Source organism: Mycobacterium sp. Panama NTM2, from assembly GCF_054355555.1.
The window spans coordinates 5,274,603-5,297,887 of the sequence record NZ_CM135953.1; the positions used below are offsets into that span (position 1 = coordinate 5,274,603).

Genomic DNA, 23,285 nt, shown 5'->3' on the forward strand with positions numbered 1-23,285 from the left:
GGATGAGTATCGCGCTGCAGGACACGTTCGTTCGCGACCTGCCCGAACTCGCGGTGCGATGGCAGGCCGAGAACGCGCCCCACCCGACGCTGCTGGTGCTCAACGAGGCGCTGGCCGCCGAGCTGGGTGTGGACCCGGAATGGTTGCGCGGGCCCGAGGGGGTGCGGCTGCTCGCCGGTACCGCGGTCCCTGCCGACGCGACGCCGGTGGCGCAGGCCTACGCGGGTCATCAGTTCGGCGGCTTCGTCCCACGGCTCGGCGACGGGCGGGCGCTGCTGCTCGGCGAACTCGTCGACGCCGACGGACAGGTGCGCGACCTGCATCTGAAAGGGTCGGGGCGCACCCCGTTCGCGCGCGGCGGCGACGGCCTGGCGGCGATCGGACCGATGATGCGGGAATTCGTGATCAGCGAAGCCATGCATGCGCTCGGCATCCCGACCACCCGTTCGCTGTCGGTGGTGGCGACCGGACGGCCGGTGTACCGCGAGACCGAGCTGCCCGGGGCCGTCCTCGCCCGGGTCGCGGCCAGCCATCTACGTGTCGGCAGCTTCGAGTACGCGTCGCTGATCGCCCGCCAGACCAAGGACATCGGTGTGCTGCGCCGGCTGGCGGACTACGCGATCGCGCGTCATCACCCCGCCTGCGCGGACGCGGAGGTTCCCTACCGAGCCCTGCTCGAGGCGGTCATCGATGTGCAGGCCGACCTGGTGGCACAGTGGATGCTCGTCGGCTTCGTGCACGGCGTGATGAACACCGACAACATGACGATCTCGGGCGAGACCATCGACTACGGGCCGTGCGCGTTCATGGAAGCCTTCGATCCGCAGACGGTGTTCAGCTCGATCGACCACGGGGGCCGCTACGCCTACGGCAACCAGCCGGGCATCGCGCTGTGGAACCTGGCGCGCTTCGCCGAGGCACTGCTGCCGCTGCTCCACGCGGACATCGACACGGCCGTGGGCCAGGCCGAGGAGTCGCTGGGGCGGTTCCGCGACCGTTACCTGGCGCGGTGGAATCGGGGCATGCGGGCCAAGTTGGGGCTCGCCGGCGCACCTGCTGATGCAGCCGATGCGCTCAGCGAAGAGCTGCTCGTTCAGATGCAGAACAGCGGCGTGGACCACACGTCGTTCTACCGGCGGCTGGCCGAGGCGGCCCGCGGGAACGCCGAGCCGGTGCGCGGTGAGTTCGTCGATCTCGCCGGGTTCGACGTCTGGCTGGCCCGCTGGCGCGCGCTGGATCCCGATCCGGCGGCCATGGACGCGGTGAATCCCGTTTACATCCCCCGCAACCATCTGGTGGAGGAAGCCCTGGCCGCCGCCACCGTCGGCGAGCTGGGCCCGGTGGAATCGTTGCTCGCCGCGGTGCGCTCACCGTTCCAGCCGCGTCCGGATCTGCAGCGCTACGCAGAGCCCGGCCATCAGGAGTTCTCCGCCTCGTTCCGAACATTCTGTGGGACCTGAGAACACCGCGTACCGTGGCGGCGTGAGCGCCACCAGCAAGAGGCTCGGTCTGCAGGACCTGCTGTTCATCTACGGGGAAACACCGAGTTCGAAGATGCACGTGGCCGGCCTGCTGCCGTTCACGCCGCCGCCCGACGCGACGGTCGGCTACCTGCGCGAGATGATCGCCGAGGCGCGCCGCCAGGAGGTGATGCGGCCGTGGAACCTCAAGCTCGCCCACCCGCGGTTGCAGTTCAGCCCGTTGCACAGCTGGGTCGAGGACACCGATTTCGACTTCGACTACCACGTGCGCCGCTCGGCATTGGCGAGCCCCGGTGACGAACGCGAGCTCGGCGTCCTGGTCTCGCGGCTGCACAGCAACCACCTCGACCTGACCCGGCCGCCGTGGGAGCTGCACGTGATCGAGGGCCTCGAAGGCGGCCGGTTCGCGCTGTACATGAAGATCCACCACGCCTTGGTCGACGGCTACAGCGCGATGCGGATGCTCGCCCGCAGCCTGTCCACCGACCCGGAGTCGCGGGACACCCGGATGTTCTTCAACGTGCCGCTGCCCGCCCGTGAACGGCCGCTTCCCAGCACCGAGACGGTGAACCCGATCTCCGCGACGCTGCGCGCGCTGGGCGGCATCGGCTCGACGGTCACCGGCGGCGTGAGCTCGGCGGTCGACCTCGCGACCGCGGTGGTGAACACGCAGATCCGCCGTGACGGGGAGTACGCCCAGATCGCCGGTTCGGCGTCGGCGCCGCACAGCATTCTCAATGCGCGCATCAGCCGCAATCGACGGTTCGCGACGCAGCAGTACGACTTCGACCGCCTCAAGAAGCTGAGCTCCCAGCACGGCGCGACGATCAACGACGTGGCGTTGGCGATCCTCGGCGGCGGTCTGCGCAAGTTCCTCTCGGAGATCGACGAACTGCCGGACCGGTCGCTGATCGCCTTCCTGCCGGTCAACGTCCGACCCAAGGGCGATGAGGGCGGCGGCAATGCCGTCGGTGCGATCCTCGCGCCGATGGGCACCGACATCGCCGATCCGGTGGAACGGCTGAGCACCATCACCGCTGCGACGGGAGCGGCCAAGGCGCAGCTGCAGAACATGTCGCCGGCGGCGATCATCGCCTACAGCGCCGCTCTGCTGGCGCCCGCGGGCACCCAGATCGCCGGCGCCCTGACCGGCGTGAAGGCGCCGTGGCCCTACACGTTCAACCTCTGCGTCTCGAATGTGCCGGGTCCGCGGGAACCGTTGTGGTTCAACGGCTCTCGGCTGGAGGCGACGTATCCGGTGTCCATCCCGATCCACGGCATGGCGCTGAACATCACGCTGCAGAGCTACGCCGACACCCTGAACATCGGGTTCGTGGGCTGCCGCGACCGGCTGCCCCATCTGCAGCGCCTCGCCGTCTACAGCGGCGAGGCGCTGGCCGAGCTCGAGGCGGCCTCCGAGGGCTAGTCGGCACTCACGCCGCTTCGTTATCGGGTGGTGCGGGTCCGCCGGGTTCTGATGGATCGCCGCTCGGGGATGGTGGGCAGGCGTCGGCCTCGCTGACCGGTTTTGTCCCGTCAGTGTCGGTCTCCTCGTCGTCGGGCGGGCGGAGGAGTCGTTCGGGGGTGTGGTGGGTGTTGATGCGGATTTGGCCGGTGTCGAGGTTCGGCGGTGGGGTCCATTCGACGTCGTGGCGGGTGTTCATCGACGTGGTCCAACCGCCGGGTCCGACGCTGCGGTTGTCGGGTGGGCAGGCCAGGCCGAGGTCGTCGATGTTGGTGAGCCCACCATCAGCCCAGTCGGTGGTGACGTGGTGGACCTGGCAGCCGTAGGCCCCGACGGGGCAGCCGGGTTTGGTGCAGCCTCCGTCGCGGGCGATCAGCATGATCCGCTGCGCCGCTGACGCCACCCTGCGGGTGCGGAACAGGTCCAGGGCGGAACCGGTCGCCCGGTCGAACACCGCCAGATAGTGGGAGGCGTGGGCGCCCATGCGGATCACGTCCTTGATGGGCAGCCGGGTGCCGCCACCCGTCGTCCCGATTCCGGCGCGCGATTCCAGGTCCTGCAGGGTGGTCCGCACAATGACGGTCACCGGTAACCCGTTCAACTGACCCAGCTCACCGCTCATCAGGGCGATGCGTCCGACCGCGACCAGTGCGTCGTGCTGGCGTTGGGCCAGGCTGCGATGATCACCGTCGATCTGCGCCTGCGTCGGAGTCCCCGACGTGCACGGCTCGGGGTCGTCGGGGTTACACATGCCCGGGGCGGCGTACTTGGCGAAGATCGCCTCCCACACCGCCGCCGCCTCCGGGGTCAGATCAGCCCGCCACGCGGTCATCCCGTCCCGACCCTGCCGCGACTTGCTCAGAGCCCGTTTCCGGGTGCGTTCGGTGTCGTCGGGTTCGGGGCCGTCCTGATCAAGCAGGAACAACTCCAAATCCGCAGCGTCGCGCGTCTCTTTCGGGCCGGCGCCGGTGGCGATGCGCACTACATCGGCTTCGAACTGCTCCCGCGTGGTCAGGTCGCAGAAGCCGGGCAGCTTGTCCACGGCTTTCCGGATGATCTCGACGTGCTCGGGCGTGATGCGCCCCTGCGCCTGCGCAGAGGCGGTCTCCGCGAGCACCGGCGGCAGCGGTGTCCCCGTCATCGACCGCCGCGGGGCGAGCAAGGAGGCCTCAGTCAGGCGCCGATGCGCCTCCGACCCGCTGATCCGGTAGCGGGTCGCGAGGACGTCGCGCCAGTTCTTCGCCCCCATCTGCACCGCAGACGTCTCCTCCTGCAGCCGCGCCAGGGCGCGGTGCCGGGCCGCAGGCAGGCGGCAGCCGGCGGATTCGAGCTCGTCGAGCAGCTCGGTGATCTCCGGGGCGGTCGACAGATCGAGATCGGCGGCGAGCACGGCATCGACGGCAGCCCGTAGCCCCGCCACCGCCTCCCGCGCCTCCGACATACTTCGAACGTACATTCGACCCCCGACAAATTCTCTTGCCTCCCGTGGCCATAGCAGGCGGCCAGGAACACCGACTACGGTTTACCCGTGGCCAATCCGACCTTGCATGAATCGACGTTGCCCAACGGCCTGACCGCCGACGAAGCCCGCGCCGAGGCCGTCCGCGCCTACGAGCTCGACCGTGCCCACGTGTTCCACTCGTGGTCGGCACAGGCCGAGATCGCGCCGATGACGATCACCGCGTCGGAGGGCTGCCACGTGTGGGACGGCGACGGCCACCGGCTCCTCGACTTCTCCTCGATGCTGGTCAACACCAACATCGGTCATCAGCACCCCAAGGTGGTCGCGGCGATCGCCGAACAGGCCGCGAAGCTGTGTACGGTCGCGCCGCAGCACGCGAATGCCGCCCGCTCCGAAGCCGCCCGCCTGGTCGCCGAGCGCACCCCGGGCGAGCTGAACAAGATCTTCTTCACCAATGGCGGCGCCGACGCCGTCGAGCACGCGGTACGCATGGCCCGCCTGCACACCGGTCGCTACAAGGTGCTCTCCCGTTATCGCTCCTACCACGGCGGTACCGAGACCGCGATCAACCTGACCGGCGACCCGCGCCGCTGGCCCAACGACCACGGCAACGCCGGCATCGTGCACTTCTTCGGTCCCTTCCTGTACCGCTCGCAGTTCCACGCCACCTCGGAGGAAGAGGAATCCGAGCGCGCGCTGGCGCACCTTCGCGACATCATCCGCATGGAGGGTCCGTCGACGATCGCCGCGATCATCCTGGAGTCCATCCCCGGCACCGCCGGCATCATGGTGCCCCCGCCCGGCTACCTCGCCGGCATCCGCGCCCTGTGCGACGAATACGGCATCGTCTACATCGCCGACGAGGTGATGTCGGGCTTCGGCCGCAGCGGAAAGTGGTTCGCCATCGACCATTTCGACGTCGTGCCCGATCTGCTGACCTTCGCCAAAGGCGTCAACTCCGGCTACGTGCCCCTCGGCGGGGTGGCGATCTCCCCACACATCGCCGAGACGTTCGCCCACCGCGCCTACCCCGGCGGGCTCACCTACTCCGGTCATCCGCTGGCGACCGCCGCCGCCGTCGCGACCATCACCGCGATGGCTGACGAGGGCATCGTCGACAACGCCGCGCGTATCGGCACCGAGGTCCTCGGGCCTGCCCTGCGCGACGTCGCGGCGCGGCATCGCAGTGTCGGCGAAGTCCGAGGCACCGGTGTGTTCTGGGCCGTCGAACTCGTCGCCGATCAAGACACCCGCGAGCCGTTGGCGCCCTACGGAAGCTCCAGCACGGCAATGAATTCCGTCATCGGCGAATGCAAGAAGCTCGGCATGCTGCCGTTCGCCAACTACAACCGGATCCACGTCGTGCCGCCCTGCATCATCACCGAGGACCTCGCACGCGAAGGTGTGGCGATCCTCGACCGGGCGCTCGACGTCGCCGATGCTGCTGTCGGCTAATCGCCTAGCTCACCACTGATCCCGCGTTCCAACTCGTGGCGGGCACGCTCCGGCAGCACGAGCAGTCCGTCGAGTTCGCGCTGCGCCAGCCGGTAGGCGCGCTCGCGCTCCTGCGGGGTGGCGGCGGTGTCGGCAGCGACCCGGAGTAGTCGTTGTGCGCGCGTCAGGCGGTCCTGCTCATCCGTGCTGAAGGCGGCTCGTTTGCGCCGCCGCGCTTCGGCTTCGGCGATGTCGAACGCCGTCGCGTACTCACCGACCGCATCGACATAGCTGCGCAGCGCTTCGCGATCCTCCAGTAGATCGCCGATGTCGGCGGGCCGGAGAAAATCAGCGCGCAGCTTGGCTCGGTGGAACCGTTCGGTGAGGGGATCGCGCAGGTCGGTCATCAACGGGTAGTCGAGCACCTTCGCGGCGTCCAGTTCGTATTCCAGCCACCGGGTGTCGGTGCGGTCATGCTGTTCCACCGTCCGCAGCACGGTGCGACGCTGGGCTGCGGTGGCGGACCGCGCAGGAGGCGCCGGAGGCAGCTCCGGGTCGCGTTGACGGCGCGTCGCGGCGATGCCGCGGTAGGTCGCGTACGCGACGCCGACCACCGGCAAGAGCACCACCAGCAGCTCGGCCAGCCGAAAGATCAGACCCATCCCGCCAGGATGCCACCATCGGCTGGTTTCGATTCTGCAGCAATCGGGCAACTACTTAGCCATGCGACACAAGACACTGAATCTAGGTTCCTTGATCTTCGCGGGCGCGGCGGCGACTGCAATCGCAACGGCGCCCCTGACTTTCGCTCAGCCGGCTCCGCCGCCCTGCTTCAATCCCGACGGCACTCCCTGCGCCTCGGTGGGCACCGCGGGTCCCGGCGGCGCCACGGGTGGCATTCCCGGCGGCCCCGCGGGCACGGCAGGCCCCGGTGGCGCGAGCGGTTCCACCAACCCCGGCGGCGTCGCCGGAGCGGCCGGACCTGAGGGTGCCAGCGGGTCGATCCCCGGCGGCCCGTCCGGTGCGGCAGGCCCCGGTGGCGCCAGCGGCTCGACCAACCCCGGCGGTGTCGGCGGTTCGGCCGGACCCGGTGGCGTCTCGGGCTGCATCCCCGGCGTCGGCTGCGCCTCCATCCCAGTTTCGTAAACACTGACCACCGAACCCCAGCCGGGCCCGCAATGCGGGTCCGGCTTTTCGGTGTCCGCTTCTGGGTGTCTGTCACCGGCTAGCGTGAGCGCCATGCCCCTGCTGATCAAGAACGTGCGGATTTTCGACGGGCTCTCCGATCGGACGACCGACGGGCACGTGCTGATCCAGGGCCGCACGATCGCCGCAGTGGAACGGTCACCCATCGCCGAGAACGACCACACCGTCGTGATAGACGGCGCCGGACGCACCCTTATGCCCGGCATGATCGACGCGCACGTGCACCTGGTGGGCATGTCGAACTCGCTGCTGAACCTCGCCATGGGCTCGCAGACACTGCTCGCCGCCACGGCGCTGGCCGGCGCCACCGACACCCTGATGCGCGGCTTCACCACGGTGCGCGACATGGCCGGCGACACCGCAGGCCTCAAGGCGGTGATCGACGCCCGTCCTGCGCTGGGGCCGCGCATCTATCCCAGCCAGGCTGCGCTGTCGCAGACCGGCGGCCACGGGGATTTCGGTTTCGTCTACGAACGGCCGACTGCGCTGGGCGGCAATGAATCCCGCGCCGAGCAGATCGGCTTCATGCGCGTGGCCGACGGGCCTGACCGCGTACTGGCCGCGGTGCGCGAACAGCTCAAGCTCGGGGCCAGCCAGATCAAACTGATGGTCGGCGGCGGCGCGGCCTCGCTGTACGACCCGCTCTACACGGTGCAGTTCACACCTGCCGAGATCCGGGCCGCGGTGCAGGCCGCCGAGGACTACGGCACCTACGTCGCCACGCACGTCTACAACGTCACCGGGATCCGCCGCGCCGTCGAGGCGGGGGTGAAGTCGATCGAGCATGGCCACCTCGCTGACGAACCCACCATCGCGATGCTCGCCGAACGTGAGGTGTGGCTGTCCACCCAGCCCTTCGCCGAACACGATCACACGTTCGCGAACCCGGACAGCGCCGAGAAAAACCGCGAGATCTGCGCCGGCACCGACCAGCTCTTCGGCTGGGCCGCCACCCACGGTGTGCGGCTCGCCTGGGGTACCGACCTGCTGTTCGAGCCCGAGCACGTCGGTCTCCAGAGCGCGATGCTGGTACGGCTCGGCGAGTACATGAGCGCCGTCACCGCCCTCAAGCTCGTCACGTCAGGCAATGCCGCGCTCCTTCGCATGGCCGGTGACCGGGACCCCTACCGGTCGGCCCGGCTCGGTGAGATCACCGTCGGCGCATGGGCCGACGTGCTGCTGGTCGACGGAGACCCGACGACCGATCTGACTCTGCTGGGTGATCCGGCGGCGAACCTGCACACCATCGTCAGGGACGGAGTGATCGTGAAGGGAGCGCCGGCATGACGGAACTGGCCGGACGGGCCGTCATCGTCACAGGCGCCGCCCGCGGCGTCGGCAAGGGCATCGCCAGGGCGCTGACCACGCGCGGCGCGTCGGTGCTGCTGGTGGACCGCGACGAGGAGCTGCTGCGCGCGACGGCCGCGGAGCTGTCCGAGGGTTCCGTCGATTCGCTGGCCGTGGACCTGCGCGAGAGCGACGCCGCCGAGCGCATCGTGGCGGCGGCCGTCGACGCCTTCGGCACGGTGCACGCCCTGGTGAACAACGCGATTGCGACCAACGAGCCCACGGCTTTTCAGGACATCACCGAGCAGGACTACGACCTCGTGTTCGACGTCGGGCCGCGAGCCACCTTCAGGCTGATGCAGGCGGTGTATCCCGTGTTCGCGAGCAACGGCGGCGGCAGCATCGTCAACCTCGGCTCGGGGTCGGGGACCCAGGGCCTGCCGCGGTTCGGCGCCTACGGCGCGGCGAAGGAAGCCATCCGGGGGATGTCGAAGGTCGCAGCGCTGGAATGGGGGCGTCACCGCATCCGCGTCAACGTGGTCTGCCCGTACGCCGAGACCGAGAGCATCAGGGCGTGGCGGGAGATGGACCCGCAGACCTACGAGCGCACCGTGCGCGCAGTCCCGCTCGGCCGGCTCGGCGACGTGGCGACCGACATCGGCCCCGTGGTGTGCTTCCTGCTGAGCGACGATGCCGCGTTCGTCACCGGTCAGACACTGATGGCCGACGGCGGCTCGGCTGGTTACCGCTGACGCGAGTGACGCAGTATGCGGCGAGAACCCGTGCCAGCGGTGCTATCTCGGCCAGATCGGTATACCCGTCGTGGGAATAGATCTCCAACAGATAGCCGGTGTCCCCGGCGGGCACGCCGACGCCGAGCACCGCCCGGTACCCCAGCTCGCGCAGGAGGGCGATCTCATCGGGATCGGCGGATTCCATCCCCACCGCCGCCAGAAACGTCGAACCGTCGGCGATCGCGCGCGCCGACGCGGGGTAATCGGCGAGGGCGTAGTGCGGCGGTCCGTAATCGACGAGCACGGTCAGCCCCGCCTCCCGCTTGCGCACACTCGCGACGTTGCTGACCATCCGCAGCATCGTCCCTCCCCCGGCGGTCTCCGAGATCGCCCACGCTGCGGCGTCGAGAGCCTGCGCGAGGGCGACGGCCAACGCCTCCAACGCAGAAGCAAGCGTCATGTCGGGCTGTTCGTCGAGCATCCGCACCACATCGGAGGCCAACCGGTCGACGGCGCGCCGCGGACCCGAGCGCCGGTCCCAGCCGGTGAGATCTCGCGCATCCGGTGACGGGGACGCACCGGTGCTGTAGCGGGCCGGTCCTTGCCGCTTGGCATGCAGCAGCGCGGCATCGGCGGCGGCCAGCAACTCTGCGGCGCTGCGCACGTTCGGGCCCGTCGTCGCGGCGCCCCAGCACAGACTCACCTCGCGATCGACGACGTCGTGCAGCGCACGGGTGGCATCGGTGGCGAACACCTGCGCCGACGCCAACGTCGCATCGGGAAGCACGATGCAGAACTCGTCACCTCCCAGCCGGGCGGCGATGGCACCCTCGACGGTGTCGGCCTGACTGCCGAGCACTGCTGCGACATCACGCAGCAGCTGGTCCCCCGCGGGATGTCCGTCCCGGTCGTTGATCCGCTTGAAGCCGTCCAGATCACACAGCATCACCACTGGAGTCGATGTCTCCCAGTCCAATTCGGCGAATCGCTGATCGACTGCGCGTCGGTTGGCGATGCCGGTGAGTGGGTCCTGCATCGCGTAGCCCCACACGGTGTTCAGCGTCTCGGAGCGGTTGAGCGCCACCGTGATGTACGCGGCGATGGCCGACAGCAGCTGCGCGTCACCGAGGTCGAAGCGTCGGCCGTCGTCACCGGAGGCCCAGATCTCGCCCCACATCGAGTCGCCGCTCATGATCGGCACGGCGATCTCGCTCTCCTTGCCGATCTGCTCCAGCCAGGCGACGCAGTGCGGCGGGCAGTCGGGCTCGTCGAGGGCGTTGAGATAGGGGCGGCCGTGTAGCAGCAACTCCGCCACGTGCGGGTCGCCGCCCATCGGGTAGTACTCGTCGGTGGGCCAGCGGGTCTCGCCGGGGGCCAGATCGCCGACGTTGATGATCGTCCGCAGCGATGCGAGGTCGGCCTCCCAGCGGCTGATCGACAGCGACGACGCCCGCACCGCGGCGAGCGCCTGCTCGGCGATCACCTCGAGGGCCTCGTCGAACCCGTCGGCCCGGGCGACCGCCTCGGCGATACGCAGCAGGGCCCGGAGCACCTGCAGGTCAGAGGCGGCATCGGGGAGCGACGGCTCGTCGGCCGTGCCACCGTCCATATCGCCGCGCACCCGTTCCACCCCACGATCCGCGCTCACGGCGCGGACGCTGATGCTACCGGCGAATCCTGGACGCCGTCATTTCTTCCCGCCACCCCGGTAGCCTGCCCAGCTGTGCAACCGATCCCCGTCATCGCGCTGACCGGCTATCTCGGCGCCGGCAAGACGACGTTGCTCAACCACGTGCTGCGCAGCCCCGACGCTCGAATCGGCGTGGTGATCAACGACTTCGGCGAGCTCAACGTCGACGCCGGCCTGGTCACCGGCCAGGTCGACGAACCCGCATCGATCGCGGGAGGGTGCATCTGCTGCCTGCCTGATGACGGCGGTCTCGACGTGGCGCTGACCCGGCTCGCCGATCCGCGGCTGCGCCTCGACGCGATCATCGTGGAGGCGAGCGGACTGGCCGACCCGGTGGCGATCTCCCGCATCATCCGGTTCAGCGGCGTCGACGGGAGCCGCTCGGGCGGCGTGGTCGATGTGCTGGATGCGGTCACCCACTTCGACACCGTCGACAGGGATGCCGCACCGCCGGCACGCTACGGGGCCGCGACGCTGGTCGTGGTCAACAAGCTCGACCGAGTCGCCGATCCGGACGCCACGCTGCGACGGGTGGCCGAGCGCGTGCGCGGGACCAACCCGCATGCGCAGATCGTGGGCGCCACGGCCGGGCGGATCGACCCCGCGCTGCTGTTCGACGTCGCCGCCGACGAGCAGATGGGGCAGCTGAGCTTCCAGGAGCTGTTGAAAGCGGGCGAGGACGACCGTCCGCACGACCACACGCATGCCGACTCGGTGACCGTGCTCAGCGACGGGTGTGTGGATCCCGGCGCGGTGTTGGATCTGCTCGAGGAACCGCCGGCGGGCGTGTACCGGATGAAGGGCACGGTCGCGGTCCGATTCCGCGGCGCGGTGCGCCGCTACGTGGTGAATGTCGTCGGTGCGTCCGTGCACGTGGCACCCGCCCCCGCGCAAGCTCCCGCCAACTCCCTGGTCGCGATCGGCATGCACCTCGACACCGAGAGCGTGCACGCTGCCGTGTCGGCCGCGCTGGCGCCGAAGGACGGGACCGCGCCGGCGCCTGCCATCCGGCGGCTGCAGCGCTACCGCCGACTCAGCATCTGACACCTAGGCTGAGTCCGTGGCAGATCTCAATGTGCTCGGCGAGCCGCTGGACCCCTGCGGCACCGAACCTCTGACCGGGTTCTATCGCGACGGCTGTTGCAGCACCGGCGACGACGATGCCGGCCTGCACACCACCTGCGCCGTCGTGACCGCGGAGTTCCTGGCTCATCAGCGGTCCATCGGCAACGATTTGAGTACACCGATGCCCGCCTACCGGTTTCCCGGCCTCGTGCCCGGTGACCGCTGGTGCGTGACGGCACGCAACTGGCTGCGGGCACACCAGGACGGGCAGGCCTGCCCCGTGGTGCTGGCCTCGACGAACGAACGCACCCTCGACGCCGTTCCGCTCGAGGTGCTGGCGACCTACGCCGTCGACGTTCCCGACGATCTGGCGGACCTGTGATGGCCTCGGTGTTGACGGTGAACACGGCGCCCGTGCCCACCGATTTGGGCGAGCTACGCACCGGAATCGACAAGCGGCCGAGTGCCGAGGCTCTCGAGGTGCGGGCTCCCGGGCCGCGCAAGGACGGCTTGGGCAGCGGCGTCGTCGGGGACTCGATCTGCAATCGCCGCTACCACGGCGGCGACGACCAGGCGGTGTACGCCTATGCGCGTGAGGACCTCGACCGGTGGGCGGCTGAACTCGACCGCGAGCTGACCAACGGGATGTTCGGCGAGAACCTCACCACGAGCGGCGTCGACGTGACCGGCGCACTGGTGGGTGAGCGGTGGGTGATCGGCTCGGACGGCCTGGTTCTCGAAGTCACCAGCCCCCGCACGCCGTGCCGGACGTTCACCACCTGGCTGGGCATCCGCGGGTGGATGAAGACGTTCACCGCCGCCGCGTTACCCGGCGCGTACTTCCGCGTCATCACCCCCGGAACGGTGCGCGCCGGCGACCCGATCGAGATCGTCTCGCGTCCCGATCACGACGTCACGGTCGAGCTCGTGTTCCGGGCGTTGATGACCGAGCCGGAGCTGCTCCCCCGACTCGCGGCGGCCGATGCCCTGCCGGACAAGATCAAACGCCAGGTCGCCAAGCGTGTGAATTGAATCGCAATCACCCGACAGATTGCGTGAGGCTGTTTTGCACTGCCCCGGAGCCGGGAACGCGACGGGTGCGCCGCCGATGTCGATGACGATGTCTTTCCGGCGCCGTGTCGCGGCGTCGTTTCCGGCGTTCCCGCGTTTCCACCCCGATCCCGAGGAGTCCGACTTCCTGTGGACGATGCAAACTTCGCGCCCGCAACACACTTCGCCACCACTGCGGCATGGGTGGCCGGCGCCGTCGCCGTCGCGTACGTGCTGGGACTCGCGGTGTCCTGGCTGCTGCAACGGCTGGGCCGGCGCAGCCGCGTGCTGCACGACATCGCTGAGCTGACCCGCATGCCGCTGCGAGCGACGCTGGTGGTGATCGCCGCCACCGCGACCATCAAACGCACCTCCGACGACCAGTCATCGTGGCGGGGCTGGTTGGACCATCTCCTGCTGATCGCGTTGATCGGTGCCATGACCTGGATGGTGGCCAGCCTCGTGACGGTGGCCGAACGGCAGATCATCGACCGGTTCGCCGGCGGGGACACCGGCCTGACCGACGCCGACCGGCACCGCCGCAAGATCCGCACCCAGGTCACCACGCTGCGCCGCCTGGCGGTCGCGATCATCGTGGTGCTGGGCGTGGCGGCGGCCCTGATGACATTCCCGTCGTTCAGCGACATCGGTCGAACGGTGTTCGCCTCGGCCGGAGTGTTGACCGTGGTCGCCGGTCTGGCCGCGCAGACCTCGCTGGGGTCGGTGTTCGCCGGGATCCAGATCGCGTTCTCCGACGCCATCAGGGTCGGCGACGTCGTGGTCCTCGAAGAGGAATGGGGCCGGATCGAGGAGATCACCCTGACCTACGTCGTGGTCCATCTGTGGGACGAGCGCCGGCTGGTGCTTCCGTGCACGTACTTCACCACGACCCCGTTCCAGAACTGGACCCGCAACGCCACCCAGCTGCTGGGCACCGCGGAACTCGACGTCGATTTCACCGTCCCGTTCGATGCGATGCGGGCCGAGCTGGACCGGTTGCTGCGCAACAACGACAAGTGGGATGGCCGCGTGGGCGTGCTGCAGGTGACCGACGCCGTCGACGGAGTCGTGCGGGTTCGCATGTTGGTCAGCGCCTCGAACGCGGGACAGCTTTTCGACCTGCGCTGCGATGTCCGCGAGGGAATGGTGGCCTGGCTGCAGCGCAGCAACCCCGGTGCGCTGCCGGTGCGGCGCATCGAGCACCAGACCGACAGCGACCGGGCAGGCCTTCGGAACAACGGGTATCACCATGGTCCACAAGCAGATTCGGGCCTGTTCAGCGGCAGCGCGGATGCCGAGCGCCGGAACCGGGCTTTCGAGAAGACCGGTTAGGCGAGCGGCGTGACCGTGGTGCTGTTGCCGGAGCCCGTCGTCAGGTACGGCGTGCCATCGGCGCCGATCACGACGTAGTACACGGGCATGCCGGCAACGAAGGGGATGTCGAGCAGCGTGCTCACGCCCGATGCCGACAGGGCGTACACCGCACCGCCGCTCGGACCGTAGTCGACGACGTAGCCCGTGCCGTCCGGGGCGAACAGCAGGGGTTTCGTGCCGTCGACCGCGAGCGGGTCGGCCAGTGTCAGGCTCGTGCCCGTCGCGCCGAGCGCGTCGAAGCCGGTGACCGTGATGCTGCTCGGCGAACCTGCCCTCGTCAGGAGGTAACCGGTTCCGTCGGGCGCGAACTGGATGTCGACGAAGCCCGGGTTGCGCCCGTCGGGTACGGACGGGGTGAGGGTGTCTGTCGACAGAGACAGGACCTGGGTGGCCAACGTGCCCGGGGGCAGGGTGCCGGCGGGGTACCTCACCACGGCATAGGGCGTGCCGTCGGGCCCGAAGATCACCGGACCGTCGACGGTGGCGCCCGCCGGCAGGTCGACGGTCCGCACCACGGTCCCGTCGGCGCCCAGGACTGCGACATGGTCGGCAACGCCTGCGGAGTACCTGACGTAACCGAACTCGTCGGCATGCGGGCCGGCGCCGATTGCCTGAACGAATCCGGGGTCGGCGGGCGTCGTGCCGGGCAGGACGATCGTCGTGCGGTTGCCGGCGGAGTCGAACACCGCAACGGCAGTGGTGTCCGCGGTCGGATCCACGATGGGGGCGTACACGGCTCCCGCCGGCGTCACCTGGAAGCCTGTCAGCGTCGAGATGCGGCCGTCGATCGGGTCGAGGGTGTCGATGCTGGTCCGGGTGAGCTTCGAGATGTAGGTGGTCCCGTCGACCCCGTTGTCCTTGGCACCGTCGAAGGTGTGCGTCTCGAGGTAGACGCCGTCGTCGGTCACCACGGTGAAACCTGCCAACCCCGACAGGGTTCGCACACTGCTCGAGGTGCCGTTGACCGTGTACAGCCGGGTGGTCTGGCTGCCGAACAGTCGGACGTCGGCGGTCAGATAGAGCGTGCCGTCCGGACCGACCACCGGCTCGCCCAGCGCGGAGGCCGAGTAGGGCACGAAGATCGCTTTCGACTTCCCGGCGGTGTCGAATGCCCGCAGCGTGGAGCTTCCGAAGCCGCTCGACAGCAGGTAGGCGGTGCCGTCCTCGGCCAGCGTCAACGAGGTGCGGGGCGGCAGTGACCGCACGGTGTCATCAGGCGAGATCCGGACGAAGCGGTAGGAGTACGAGCCGTAGGGGATGAAGGGCACGGTGATCGTGGTCTCGGTGTACACCGACCCGTCCGCACCCACGGTCAGGCCACCCGCGCCGCCGACGAGACGTGCAACGGTGGTGACCTCGCCCTGGTTGTCGACCGCCGAGATGGTCGACCGGTTCCTCAGGCCGCCGTTGACCGTCGACACGAGCAGCGTGCCGTCCGGCCGCGCCGCGATCGAGTCGACACGCGAGTTCGCCGTCCCGCCCGGCAGATAACCCGTGGTGGTGACGACGTTCCCGTCGCTGTCGAGGATGCTGACCCGTGTTCCTGTGGCGTCGGAGGTGACCTGATACAGGGTTCCATCGGCGCCGACGACGACCGGACCGTTCGGTCGGCCCGGGACGGCCACCGATGCAGCCTCCGCGGCCAACGTCTGGGAGGTGCTGGTCTGCGGGCCGGTGGTCCCGACGTCACTGCCCTCGGCGACCTGCCGTCGGGCTTGGGCGAGCATCGTCCAGATCAGCGGCGCAGCAGCCGGGGCGTCGGGCTCGTCGGAACCGTGTGCGGGGGTGTGCGGCGCGAACAGCGACCTCAACACCGTGACGCCGGGATGTGCCTGTGCAGCGGGGCCGGTCGAGTCCGGTACCGAGGACGAACTCGCAGGCGCACTCGAGGAGATGGGCAAACTGGCGGCGACCGATCGCCGCGGCGTGGGCCGAGGTGCTGCGTCGTCGCGGTCGGAGGTGCCTTCGACCCCGTGGTCGGCCTCCGGGGTGGCCCGCCGAGTGGCCTTGGGACGATGTGCGTGCCGGGTGACGGTGCCCTCGGCGGCGGAGTCGCCGGATTCTGCGGTGGGATGTCCGGATTCTGCCGTTCCGCCGCCGACATCGGTTTTTGACGGTCGCGCAGGCTTTTTCGGGCCGCGCTCACGCAGAGGGTGGGCGACACGGTTGGTCATGCCGTCAGAAGCGGCGGACGTGCCTGCCCCACTGCTCGTGTCGGGTGCCGCCCACGCCACGCCCGATGAGGCCGCGACCGCGTACCCGATGCCGAGCGCGACCGCCAGCGCCCCTACCCGACCGATGTGCTCACTCGATGCCATTGCCAGACTCCCCCCGTGTTGCCTGGCAAACATAACGCCTCCCGGGGCCGAACACCCGCACATCGCGAAGGTCGGCTAACGGATCGTGTAGCCGCCGTCGATGAGCAGGTCTGCGCCGGTGATCATCGCCGCCGCGTCGGAAGCGAGAAAGACTGCCGCTGCAGCGATTTCGTCGGGATAGGCGAAGCGACCGGCGGGGATCTGCTTTTTCAGCTCGTCGCCGCGCGGGCCGTCCCAGGCCTTGCGGCCGAGTTCGGTGAGCACCACCGTCGGTGAGATCGTGTTCACCCGCACCCCGCGCGGGCCCCATTCGGAGGCCAGCACCTTCGACACCCCGACGACGCCGAACTTCGACGCGCAGTACGCGACGTGCTGGTCGAGCGCCACCGTCGCGGCCTGCGACGCCATGTTCACGATGGCGCCCCCGCCCGCCGCGAGCATGTGCTGTCCGACGGCCTGGCAGACCAGGAACGTGCCGGTGAGGTTGACCGCGATGGTCTTGGTCCACGCGTCGAGGCCGAGATCCTCGGCGGGGGCGAGCATCACGATGCCGGCGCTGTTGACCAGGATGTCGATGCGGCCGAACGCGGCGACGACGTCGTCGACCGCCGCGGTGACCGACGCGGGATCGGCGACGTCGGCGGCGAACCCGCTGCTGTCGGCGCCGAGGTCGGTCGCCCGCGCCCGGGCCGCATCCCCGTCGAGGTCGACGACCGCGACGCGGGCACCCTTGGCCGCGAACGCGGCGGCGATGGCTGCGCCGATGCCCGACGCACCTCCGGTCACCATCGCGGTCTTCCCGGTCAACGGGAAGTCCAGGTCGACTACCGGCTCGGTCATGGTGAAGTCCTTTCGCTGTGTGGGACGAGGTCCTCATCCAGGACAGCGGCCGCGATCTCGGTGTCGGTCACCAGGCCGGAGATCAATCCGGAGCGCAGGACGGCGCGGGTGGCGACGATCTTCTCGGCTCCGGCGCAGATCGCGATGACGGTCGGGATGGCGCGCAGACCCGCTTCGGTGATGCCCATGCGCCGCTCGTCGAGACCGGCGATGCGCCTGCCGTTCTCGTCGAGCAACAGCCCGCAGGTCTCGGCGCGCACACCGGCGTCGTACAGCGCGGCGGCCTCGTCGTCGGGCACCGAGGTGTACACCTGCGACGCCTCGGCGGTCCAGCCGCCGACGGAGACGAGGGCGCAGGTCACCCGGGAGTGGTTGGCGAACGCGTCCTTGATCGGCGAGGTGCTCGCCAGGCTGCGCGCTGTGCGGGCGTCGGCGACGACGTAGGGGGCGTAGAGCGGCCACGACTTGCCACCGGTGACCTCGGTGATGCGCCGGGTCAGGTCGGCGCCGTTGGAGGTGAGCCCACCGGCCAGGCCGGTCAGCTGCACGACGTCGCACCGCGGTAGATCGTGCAGGTAGGGGGCGATGCGGGTCATCGTGCGGCCGCAGTCGATGCCGATCACATCGCCTTTGCGCAGGACGGAATGCAGCAGGTCGGCCATCGCCTTCGCGACGGCTTCGACCCGGTCGGCGGTGTTCTTGGACTGACCCACGACGGCGTAGGCGTGCTGCAGCGAGTAGCGCTTCTGCAGAGCGGTGGACAGCTCGACGTCGATCGCACCCGGATCGTGGATCGTGATCTCGACCATTCCGGATTCCAGCGCCTCTTCCAGCATGCGGGCGACTTTGAAGCGGGACAGCCCGAATTCCTCGGCGATCTCGACGCGGGTGCGTCCCTCCAGGTAGTAGCGGCGGGCGATGACGGCGCGCTGGAACAGCTCGTCCGGTCCCATCTCGCCTCCCTGCCCACCCGATCATCAACACTGCTCATATGAGCACAGCCGCTTGACATGTGAGCATAGCCCAGAGAATGATCCACATCACAAGCATCAAATGAGCGGTTTGTGTAACAGATGAGCGCGAGGGAGTGCGATGTGACCGTGGCCAGTTCCGGGACCGTCGAATCGACCCCGGCCACCATGCGGGCCAGTGTCATGACCGGCGTCGGCGCCCTGCAGATCGAGGACAGACCGGTACCCACACCGGGCGATCACCAGGTTCTCGTCGAGGTCGCAGCCGTCGGCGTGTGCGGCTCGGACGTGCACTACTACCGGCACGGGCGCATCGGTGACTTCGTCGTCGAGCAGCCCATGATCCTGGGTCACGAGCTCTCCGGGCGCATCGCCGCGGTGGGCGCGGGAGTCGACCCGACCCGCGTCGGCCAGCGCGTCGCGGTCGAACCGCAGCACCCGTGCCGGCGGTGTGAACAGTGCCGGGCGGGCCGCTACAACCTGTGCCGTCACATCGAGTTCTACGCCACCCCGCCGATCGACGGAGCCTTCTGCCGGTACGTGCTCACCGACGATGACATGGCCCACCCGGTGCCCGATTCGATGTCCGACGATGCCGCCGCGCTGCTCGAGCCGCTGTCGGTCGCCATCGCGACCATGCGCAAGGCGCACGTGGCGCCCGGCACCTCGATCCTGATCGCCGGTGCCGGACCGATCGGTGTCATCTGCGCGCAGACCGCCCGCGCGTTCGGGGCCGCCCGCATCGTCGTCACCGACCTCGTCGCCTCCCGCCGGGAGAAGGCGCTGCAGTTCGGCGCGACCGAGGTGCTCGATCCCACCGCGGTCGACGTCGCGGCGATCGAGCCGGTGGACGCGTTCGTCGACGCCACCGGCGTGCCGGCCGCGGTGGTCAGCGGCATCAAGGCCGTCGGTCCGGCCGGGCACGTGGTGCTGGTCGGCATGGGCGCCGACGAATACCCGCTGCCCGTAGCGCACATCGCGAACAACGAGATCAACCTCACCGGCGTGTTCCGCTACACCGACACCTGGCCTGCGGCCATCCACCTGGTCTCCAGCGGCGCTGTCGACCTCGACGCGATGGTGACCGGCCGCTACGACCTCGAGCACGTCGGCGAGGCGCTCGACAGCGATTCCGACCCGGCCAGCCTGAAGTCGATCGTGGAGCCCCGATGAGCACCACCGGGAAAGCGCTGTTGCGCTGCAACGACATTCGCAAGGGCTTCGGCGGAGTGCCTGTGCTGCAGGGCATCACACTCGATCTGCAGCCCGGCACGGTCACCGCACTGGCCGGGGAGAACGGTGCGGGCAAGTCCACGCTGATGAAGATCATCAGCGGCCAGTACAGCGCCGACCACGGCACCGTCACCGTCGGCGACGCCACGCTGGCACCGGGCAACACCCGCGACGCGGTGCGCCACGGCGTGGCGATCGTGCCACAGGAACTGGCCTCGATCGAGAACATGTCGGTCTACGAAAACCTCTTCGTAGGGCGCGAACTCACCGTCGGCCCGTTCCTGAACCGGCGCGCGATGATCGACCAGGCACGCGACGCGCTGGCCGTCTTCGGCGTCGCGATCGATCCGTCCGCACGGATGGGGAGCCTGCCGGTGGGGTTGCGGCAGATCGTCGAGATCGTCAAGGCCGCCAGCACAGGCGCGCAGGTCGTCATGCTCGACGAACCGACCTCCGCGATCTCCGAACGCGAGGTCGAAGGCCTGTACAAGGTGGTGCGGCGGCTCCGCGAGCACGGGGTGGCGATGGTCTACACCACCCACAAGATGGCCGAGATCCGTGCGATCGCCGACCGGGTCGTGGTGCTGCGCGACGGCGGGCTGATCCTCGACAAGCCGATCGGCGACGTCAGCGACGACGACATCGTCACCGCGATGATCGGCCGCGAACTCGACGCTCTTTTTCCCGACCGCCCGACACCGGGCACCGACCCTGTTCTCGAGGTGCGCGACCTGCAGGTCGAGGGCGCCTCGGGACCGGTGTCCTTCACAGTGCACGCCGGCGAGATCGTGGGTTTGGCCGGTCTCGTCGGCGCAGGCCGCACCGAGTTGCTGGAGGCGATCTTCGGCGCCCGGTCCAGCAGCGCCGGTCAGATCACCGTGCGCGGCAAGACCGTCAAGCGCAATCAGCCCGCGGCGGCCATCAGCGCCGGCATGGCGATGGTGCCCGAAGACCGCAAGCTCTCCGGGGTGGTGCTCTCGATGAGCGTGCTCGACAACGGCACCCTGCCCCGGCTCTCGTCGTTCTCTCTGGCCGGCTGGCTGCGCGCCCGGGCCCGCAACAAAGCGGTGTCCGACGTGATGTCGTCGGTGCGGCTCAAGACGCACGGGCTGAGCCAGGAAGTCGGCACGCTCTCGGGCGGCAATCAGCAGAAGGTGGTGTTGGCGCGCTGGCTCACCGGCGACGTCAACGTCCTGCTGCTCGACGAGCCGACCCGCGGCGTCGACGTCGGTGCGCGTAGCGAGATCTACCGCATCGTCACCGAATTCGCGGCGAACGGGATGGCGGTGCTGATGGCGTCGTCGGACATGCCGGAGATCGTCGGGCTCTCGCACCGCGCATTCGTCATGCGCGACGGCAGGTTCGTCGGCGAACTCGACCGCGACGCGCTCGACCACCCCGAGGTCCAGGAATCGGTCTTCCGCCTGGCCACCGCCCTCGACACCCGATCAACGACGACCCCGAAGCAGGAGGCTTCATGAGTACCGACGTCGACAGCAGCGCGCAGCCGCCCGGCCCGTCGGCTGCCCCGACCGTCGTCTCGCCGATCACCGGCGAGCCGGTGAAATTGTTCTCGCGGCAATGGATCTCGGGCATGCTGCTGCGCTACTCGATGGTGATCGTGGTGCTGCTGGTGATCGCCTACTTCAGCTACCGCAGTGCACGCTTCTCCACCCCCGACAACCTGGTGACCATCCTGGTCGCCGCGGCGCCGTTCGCGTTGATCGCGCTCGGTCAGACGCTGGTGATCCTCACCGGCGGGATCGATCTCTCGGTGGGCAGCGTGATCGCGGTGTCGGCGATGTCGGCCGCGGCGACAGCCAAGGCCAACCCCGGCCAGGTCTGGCTGACCGTGCTGGTCGCCGTGCTGGTCGGCCTGGCCGTCGGCTGTGTGAACGGAATCCTGGTCTCGCGCATCAACGTGCCCCCGTTCATCGCCACCCTGGGCACTCTGACGGCGGGCTCGGGTCTGGCGTATGTGATCGGCGGCGGCGCACCGATCAACGGGCTGCCCTCCGAATTCGGCTCGATCGCCAACACCAAGATCCTCGGCCTGCAGATCCCCGTGCTGTTGATGATCATCGGCATCATCGCGCTGGCGATCATCATGAAGCGCACCACCTACGGCATGCGGGTGTACGCGGTCGGCGGCAACCGCAATGCCGCGGAGATCGCCGGCATCAACGCCAAGAACGTGCTGTTCAGCGTGTACGCGATATCCGGGCTGCTGGCCGGACTCTCGGGTGTCATGCTCGCCTCCCGCGTGATCTCCGGGCCGCCGAACCTGGGCCAGGGCTACGAACTCGATGCCATCGCGGCCGTCGTGATCGGCGGTGCCAGCCTGATGGGCGGGCGCGGCAGCATCTGGGGTACCGCGCTGGGCCTGTTCATGATCATGACCCTCAACAACGGCCTCGACATCCTGGTGGTGCCCGCCTACTGGCAGGACGTGATCAAGGGCGTGCTGATCGTCGCCGCGGTCGCGGTCGACGTCTGGTCCTCCAGGAGGCGTACCTGAGGCGAGCCGAATCACCCATCTCCGCACCACGTTTCACTGTCGAAATCGAAAGAAGAGAGAACCCATGAGATTGATCACCAAGATCGCGGCGATGGCGTCGGCGGGCGTACTCGGCGCCTCACTGACCGCCTGCGGGGCCGGCGACACCACGTCCAACGCGGACACCAAGCGCATCGGCGTCACGGTGTACGACATGAGCTCGTTCATCACCGCGGGCAAAGAGGGCATGGAGGCCTACGCCAAGGACAACAACATCGAATTGGTCTGGAACTCCGCCAATCTCGACGTTTCCACGCAGGCCAGCCAGGTCGACTCGATGGTCAATCAGGGTGTCGACGCCATCATCGTGGTGCCGATCCAGGCGGATTCGCTCGCTCCCCAGGTCGCCAGCGCGAAGGCCAAGGGCATCCCGCTGGTGGCCGTCAACGCCGCGCTGAACAACCCCGACGTCGCGGGCAGCGTACAGCCCGACGACGTCGCCGCCGGTGAGCAGGAGATGCAGATGATGGCCGACCACCTCGGTGGTAAGGGCAACATCGTGATCCTGCAGGGTCCGCTGGGCCAGTCCGGCGAGCTCGACCGCACCAAGGGCATCAACAACGTGCTGGCCAAGTACCCGGACATCAAGGTGCTCGCCAAGGACACGGCCAACTGGAAGCGCGACGAAGCCGTCAACAAGATGAAGAACTGGATCTCCGGCTTCGGCCCGCAGATCAACGCCGTCGTCTCCGAGAACGACGACATGGGTCTCGGTGCGTTGCAGGCACTCAAGGAGTCCGGCCGCAACGACGTGCCCATCGTCGGTATCGACGGCATCGAGGACGGCCTCAACGCGGTCAAGAGCGGTGAGTTCATCGGCACCTCGCTGCAGAACGGCACCGTCGAGCTGTCCGCCGGCCTGGCCGTCGCGAATGCGCTCGCCAAGAAGGAAGAGGTGAACACCAAGCCGGTGTACGTGATGCCGGCCATCACCAAGGACAACGTCGACGTCGCGATCCAGCACGTGGTGACCGATCGGCAGAAGTTCCTCGACGGGCTCTCGGAGCTGACCGCCCAGAACCTCAAGACCGGCGACATCGCCTACGAGGGAATCCCGGGCCAGAAGCAGCCCTGACACACCACCCCAAGTGGGGCCGGTCGCACCGCGACCGGCCCCT

Annotated in this window: 20 protein-coding genes; 14 read left to right on the forward strand and 6 right to left on the reverse strand. The window is 68.9% G+C overall.

Translation table 11 applies throughout. From position 1 onward, the window contains the following. The first annotated feature begins 2 nt into the window (after positions 1-2). Positions 3-1,460 carry a protein adenylyltransferase SelO gene (locus ACXYX3_RS25315; protein WP_458609475.1) on the forward strand — a complete coding sequence of 486 codons (1,458 nt, stop codon included), beginning with the start codon at positions 3-5 and terminating at the stop codon, positions 1,458-1,460. Positions 1,461-1,482: 22 nt separating this feature from the next. Next, the gene (locus ACXYX3_RS25320) at positions 1,483-2,907 is read left to right on the forward strand and encodes a WS/DGAT/MGAT family O-acyltransferase (RefSeq protein WP_458609476.1); all 1,425 of its coding nucleotides are present in this window, start codon (positions 1,483-1,485) and stop codon (positions 2,905-2,907) included. Between the two features lie 7 nt (positions 2,908-2,914). On the opposite strand, the gene ACXYX3_RS25325 is transcribed toward ACXYX3_RS25320, so the two are convergent. Further along, on the reverse strand, positions 2,915-4,402 hold the full coding sequence (locus ACXYX3_RS25325) for an HNH endonuclease signature motif containing protein (RefSeq protein ID WP_458609477.1): 1,488 nt from the start codon (positions 4,400-4,402) through the stop codon (positions 2,915-2,917). 72 nt (positions 4,403-4,474) lie between these two features. Here ACXYX3_RS25325 and ACXYX3_RS25330 point away from each other — a divergent pair, with 72 nt between their 5' ends. Continuing rightward, complete coding sequence (locus tag ACXYX3_RS25330; protein WP_458609478.1) at positions 4,475-5,863, forward strand: aspartate aminotransferase family protein; 1,389 nt, start codon at positions 4,475-4,477, stop codon at positions 5,861-5,863. Here ACXYX3_RS25330 and ACXYX3_RS25335 read toward each other — a convergent pair. Beyond that, positions 5,860-6,504, reverse strand: coding sequence for a hypothetical protein (locus ACXYX3_RS25335; RefSeq protein WP_241204544.1), 645 nt, complete (start codon positions 6,502-6,504; stop codon positions 5,860-5,862). The two genes, ACXYX3_RS25330 and ACXYX3_RS25335, sit on opposite strands and share 4 nt — an antisense overlap. Before the next feature lie 61 nt (positions 6,505-6,565). On the opposite strand from ACXYX3_RS25335, the gene ACXYX3_RS25340 reads away from it, so the two are divergent. The 3 genes from ACXYX3_RS25340 (at position 6,566) to ACXYX3_RS25350 (ending at position 9,087) form a co-directional block, all read left to right on the forward strand. Further along, entirely contained in the window at positions 6,566-6,988 is a 423-nt protein-coding gene (locus ACXYX3_RS25340) for a hypothetical protein (protein WP_241204543.1), read from the forward strand. Positions 6,989-7,081: 93 nt separating this feature from the next. Then, positions 7,082-8,335, forward strand: coding sequence for a metal-dependent hydrolase family protein (locus tag ACXYX3_RS25345; protein ID WP_458609479.1), 1,254 nt, complete (start codon positions 7,082-7,084; stop codon positions 8,333-8,335). Beyond that, complete coding sequence (locus tag ACXYX3_RS25350) at positions 8,332-9,087, forward strand: SDR family NAD(P)-dependent oxidoreductase (RefSeq protein WP_458609480.1); 756 nt, start codon at positions 8,332-8,334, stop codon at positions 9,085-9,087. Before ACXYX3_RS25345 ends, ACXYX3_RS25350 begins: the two co-directional genes overlap by 4 nt. Here the strand turns inward: ACXYX3_RS25350 and ACXYX3_RS25355 are convergent. Next, positions 9,038-10,717, reverse strand: coding sequence for a GGDEF domain-containing protein (locus tag ACXYX3_RS25355; RefSeq protein WP_458609482.1), 1,680 nt, complete (start codon positions 10,715-10,717; stop codon positions 9,038-9,040). The genes ACXYX3_RS25350 and ACXYX3_RS25355 overlap by 50 nt on opposite strands. A 75-nt stretch (positions 10,718-10,792) precedes the next feature. Here ACXYX3_RS25355 and ACXYX3_RS25360 point away from each other — a divergent pair, with 75 nt between their 5' ends. From ACXYX3_RS25360 to ACXYX3_RS25375, 4 genes are all read left to right on the forward strand, one after another. Then, the gene (locus ACXYX3_RS25360) at positions 10,793-11,803 is read left to right on the forward strand and encodes a CobW family GTP-binding protein (protein WP_458609483.1); all 1,011 of its coding nucleotides are present in this window, start codon (positions 10,793-10,795) and stop codon (positions 11,801-11,803) included. 16 nt (positions 11,804-11,819) lie between these two features. Continuing rightward, entirely contained in the window at positions 11,820-12,206 is a 387-nt protein-coding gene (locus ACXYX3_RS25365) for a DUF2237 family protein (RefSeq protein WP_458609484.1), read from the forward strand. After that, positions 12,206-12,856 (forward strand): MOSC domain-containing protein, encoded by a 651-nt coding sequence (locus ACXYX3_RS25370; RefSeq protein WP_458609485.1) that lies wholly within the window; start codon positions 12,206-12,208, stop codon positions 12,854-12,856. The genes ACXYX3_RS25365 and ACXYX3_RS25370 overlap by 1 nt, the downstream gene beginning before the upstream one ends. A gap of 168 nt (positions 12,857-13,024) precedes the next feature. After that, on the forward strand, positions 13,025-14,206 hold the full coding sequence (locus ACXYX3_RS25375) for a mechanosensitive ion channel family protein (protein ID WP_458609486.1): 1,182 nt from the start codon (positions 13,025-13,027) through the stop codon (positions 14,204-14,206). Here the strand turns inward: ACXYX3_RS25375 and ACXYX3_RS25380 are convergent. The 3 genes from ACXYX3_RS25380 to ACXYX3_RS25390 form a co-directional block, all read right to left on the reverse strand. Continuing rightward, entirely contained in the window at positions 14,203-16,566 is a 2,364-nt protein-coding gene (locus tag ACXYX3_RS25380; RefSeq protein WP_458609487.1) for an NHL repeat-containing protein, read from the reverse strand. The two genes, ACXYX3_RS25375 and ACXYX3_RS25380, sit on opposite strands and share 4 nt — an antisense overlap. A gap of 75 nt (positions 16,567-16,641) precedes the next feature. Further along, the gene (locus tag ACXYX3_RS25385) at positions 16,642-17,406 is read right to left on the reverse strand and encodes a GolD/DthD family dehydrogenase (protein ID WP_458609488.1); all 765 of its coding nucleotides are present in this window, start codon (positions 17,404-17,406) and stop codon (positions 16,642-16,644) included. Next, positions 17,403-18,359 (reverse strand): sugar-binding transcriptional regulator, encoded by a 957-nt coding sequence (locus ACXYX3_RS25390; protein ID WP_458609489.1) that lies wholly within the window; start codon positions 18,357-18,359, stop codon positions 17,403-17,405. Before ACXYX3_RS25390 ends, ACXYX3_RS25385 begins: the two co-directional genes overlap by 4 nt. A gap of 201 nt (positions 18,360-18,560) precedes the next feature. Here ACXYX3_RS25390 and ACXYX3_RS25395 point away from each other — a divergent pair, with 201 nt between their 5' ends. The 4 genes from ACXYX3_RS25395 to ACXYX3_RS25410 all read left to right on the forward strand — a co-directional run bounded on the left by ACXYX3_RS25395 (position 18,561) and on the right by ACXYX3_RS25410 (position 23,242). Then, on the forward strand, positions 18,561-19,550 hold the full coding sequence (locus ACXYX3_RS25395; protein WP_241204576.1) for an NAD(P)-dependent alcohol dehydrogenase: 990 nt from the start codon (positions 18,561-18,563) through the stop codon (positions 19,548-19,550). Continuing rightward, entirely contained in the window at positions 19,547-21,091 is a 1,545-nt protein-coding gene (locus ACXYX3_RS25400; RefSeq protein ID WP_458609490.1) for a sugar ABC transporter ATP-binding protein, read from the forward strand. Before ACXYX3_RS25395 ends, ACXYX3_RS25400 begins: the two co-directional genes overlap by 4 nt. Beyond that, complete coding sequence (locus ACXYX3_RS25405) at positions 21,088-22,128, forward strand: ABC transporter permease (protein WP_241204531.1); 1,041 nt, start codon at positions 21,088-21,090, stop codon at positions 22,126-22,128. The genes ACXYX3_RS25400 and ACXYX3_RS25405 overlap by 4 nt, the downstream gene beginning before the upstream one ends. A 64-nt stretch (positions 22,129-22,192) precedes the next feature. Next, positions 22,193-23,242 (forward strand): substrate-binding domain-containing protein, encoded by a 1,050-nt coding sequence (locus ACXYX3_RS25410; protein ID WP_241204530.1) that lies wholly within the window; start codon positions 22,193-22,195, stop codon positions 23,240-23,242. The last annotated feature ends 43 nt before the right edge of the window (positions 23,243-23,285 follow it).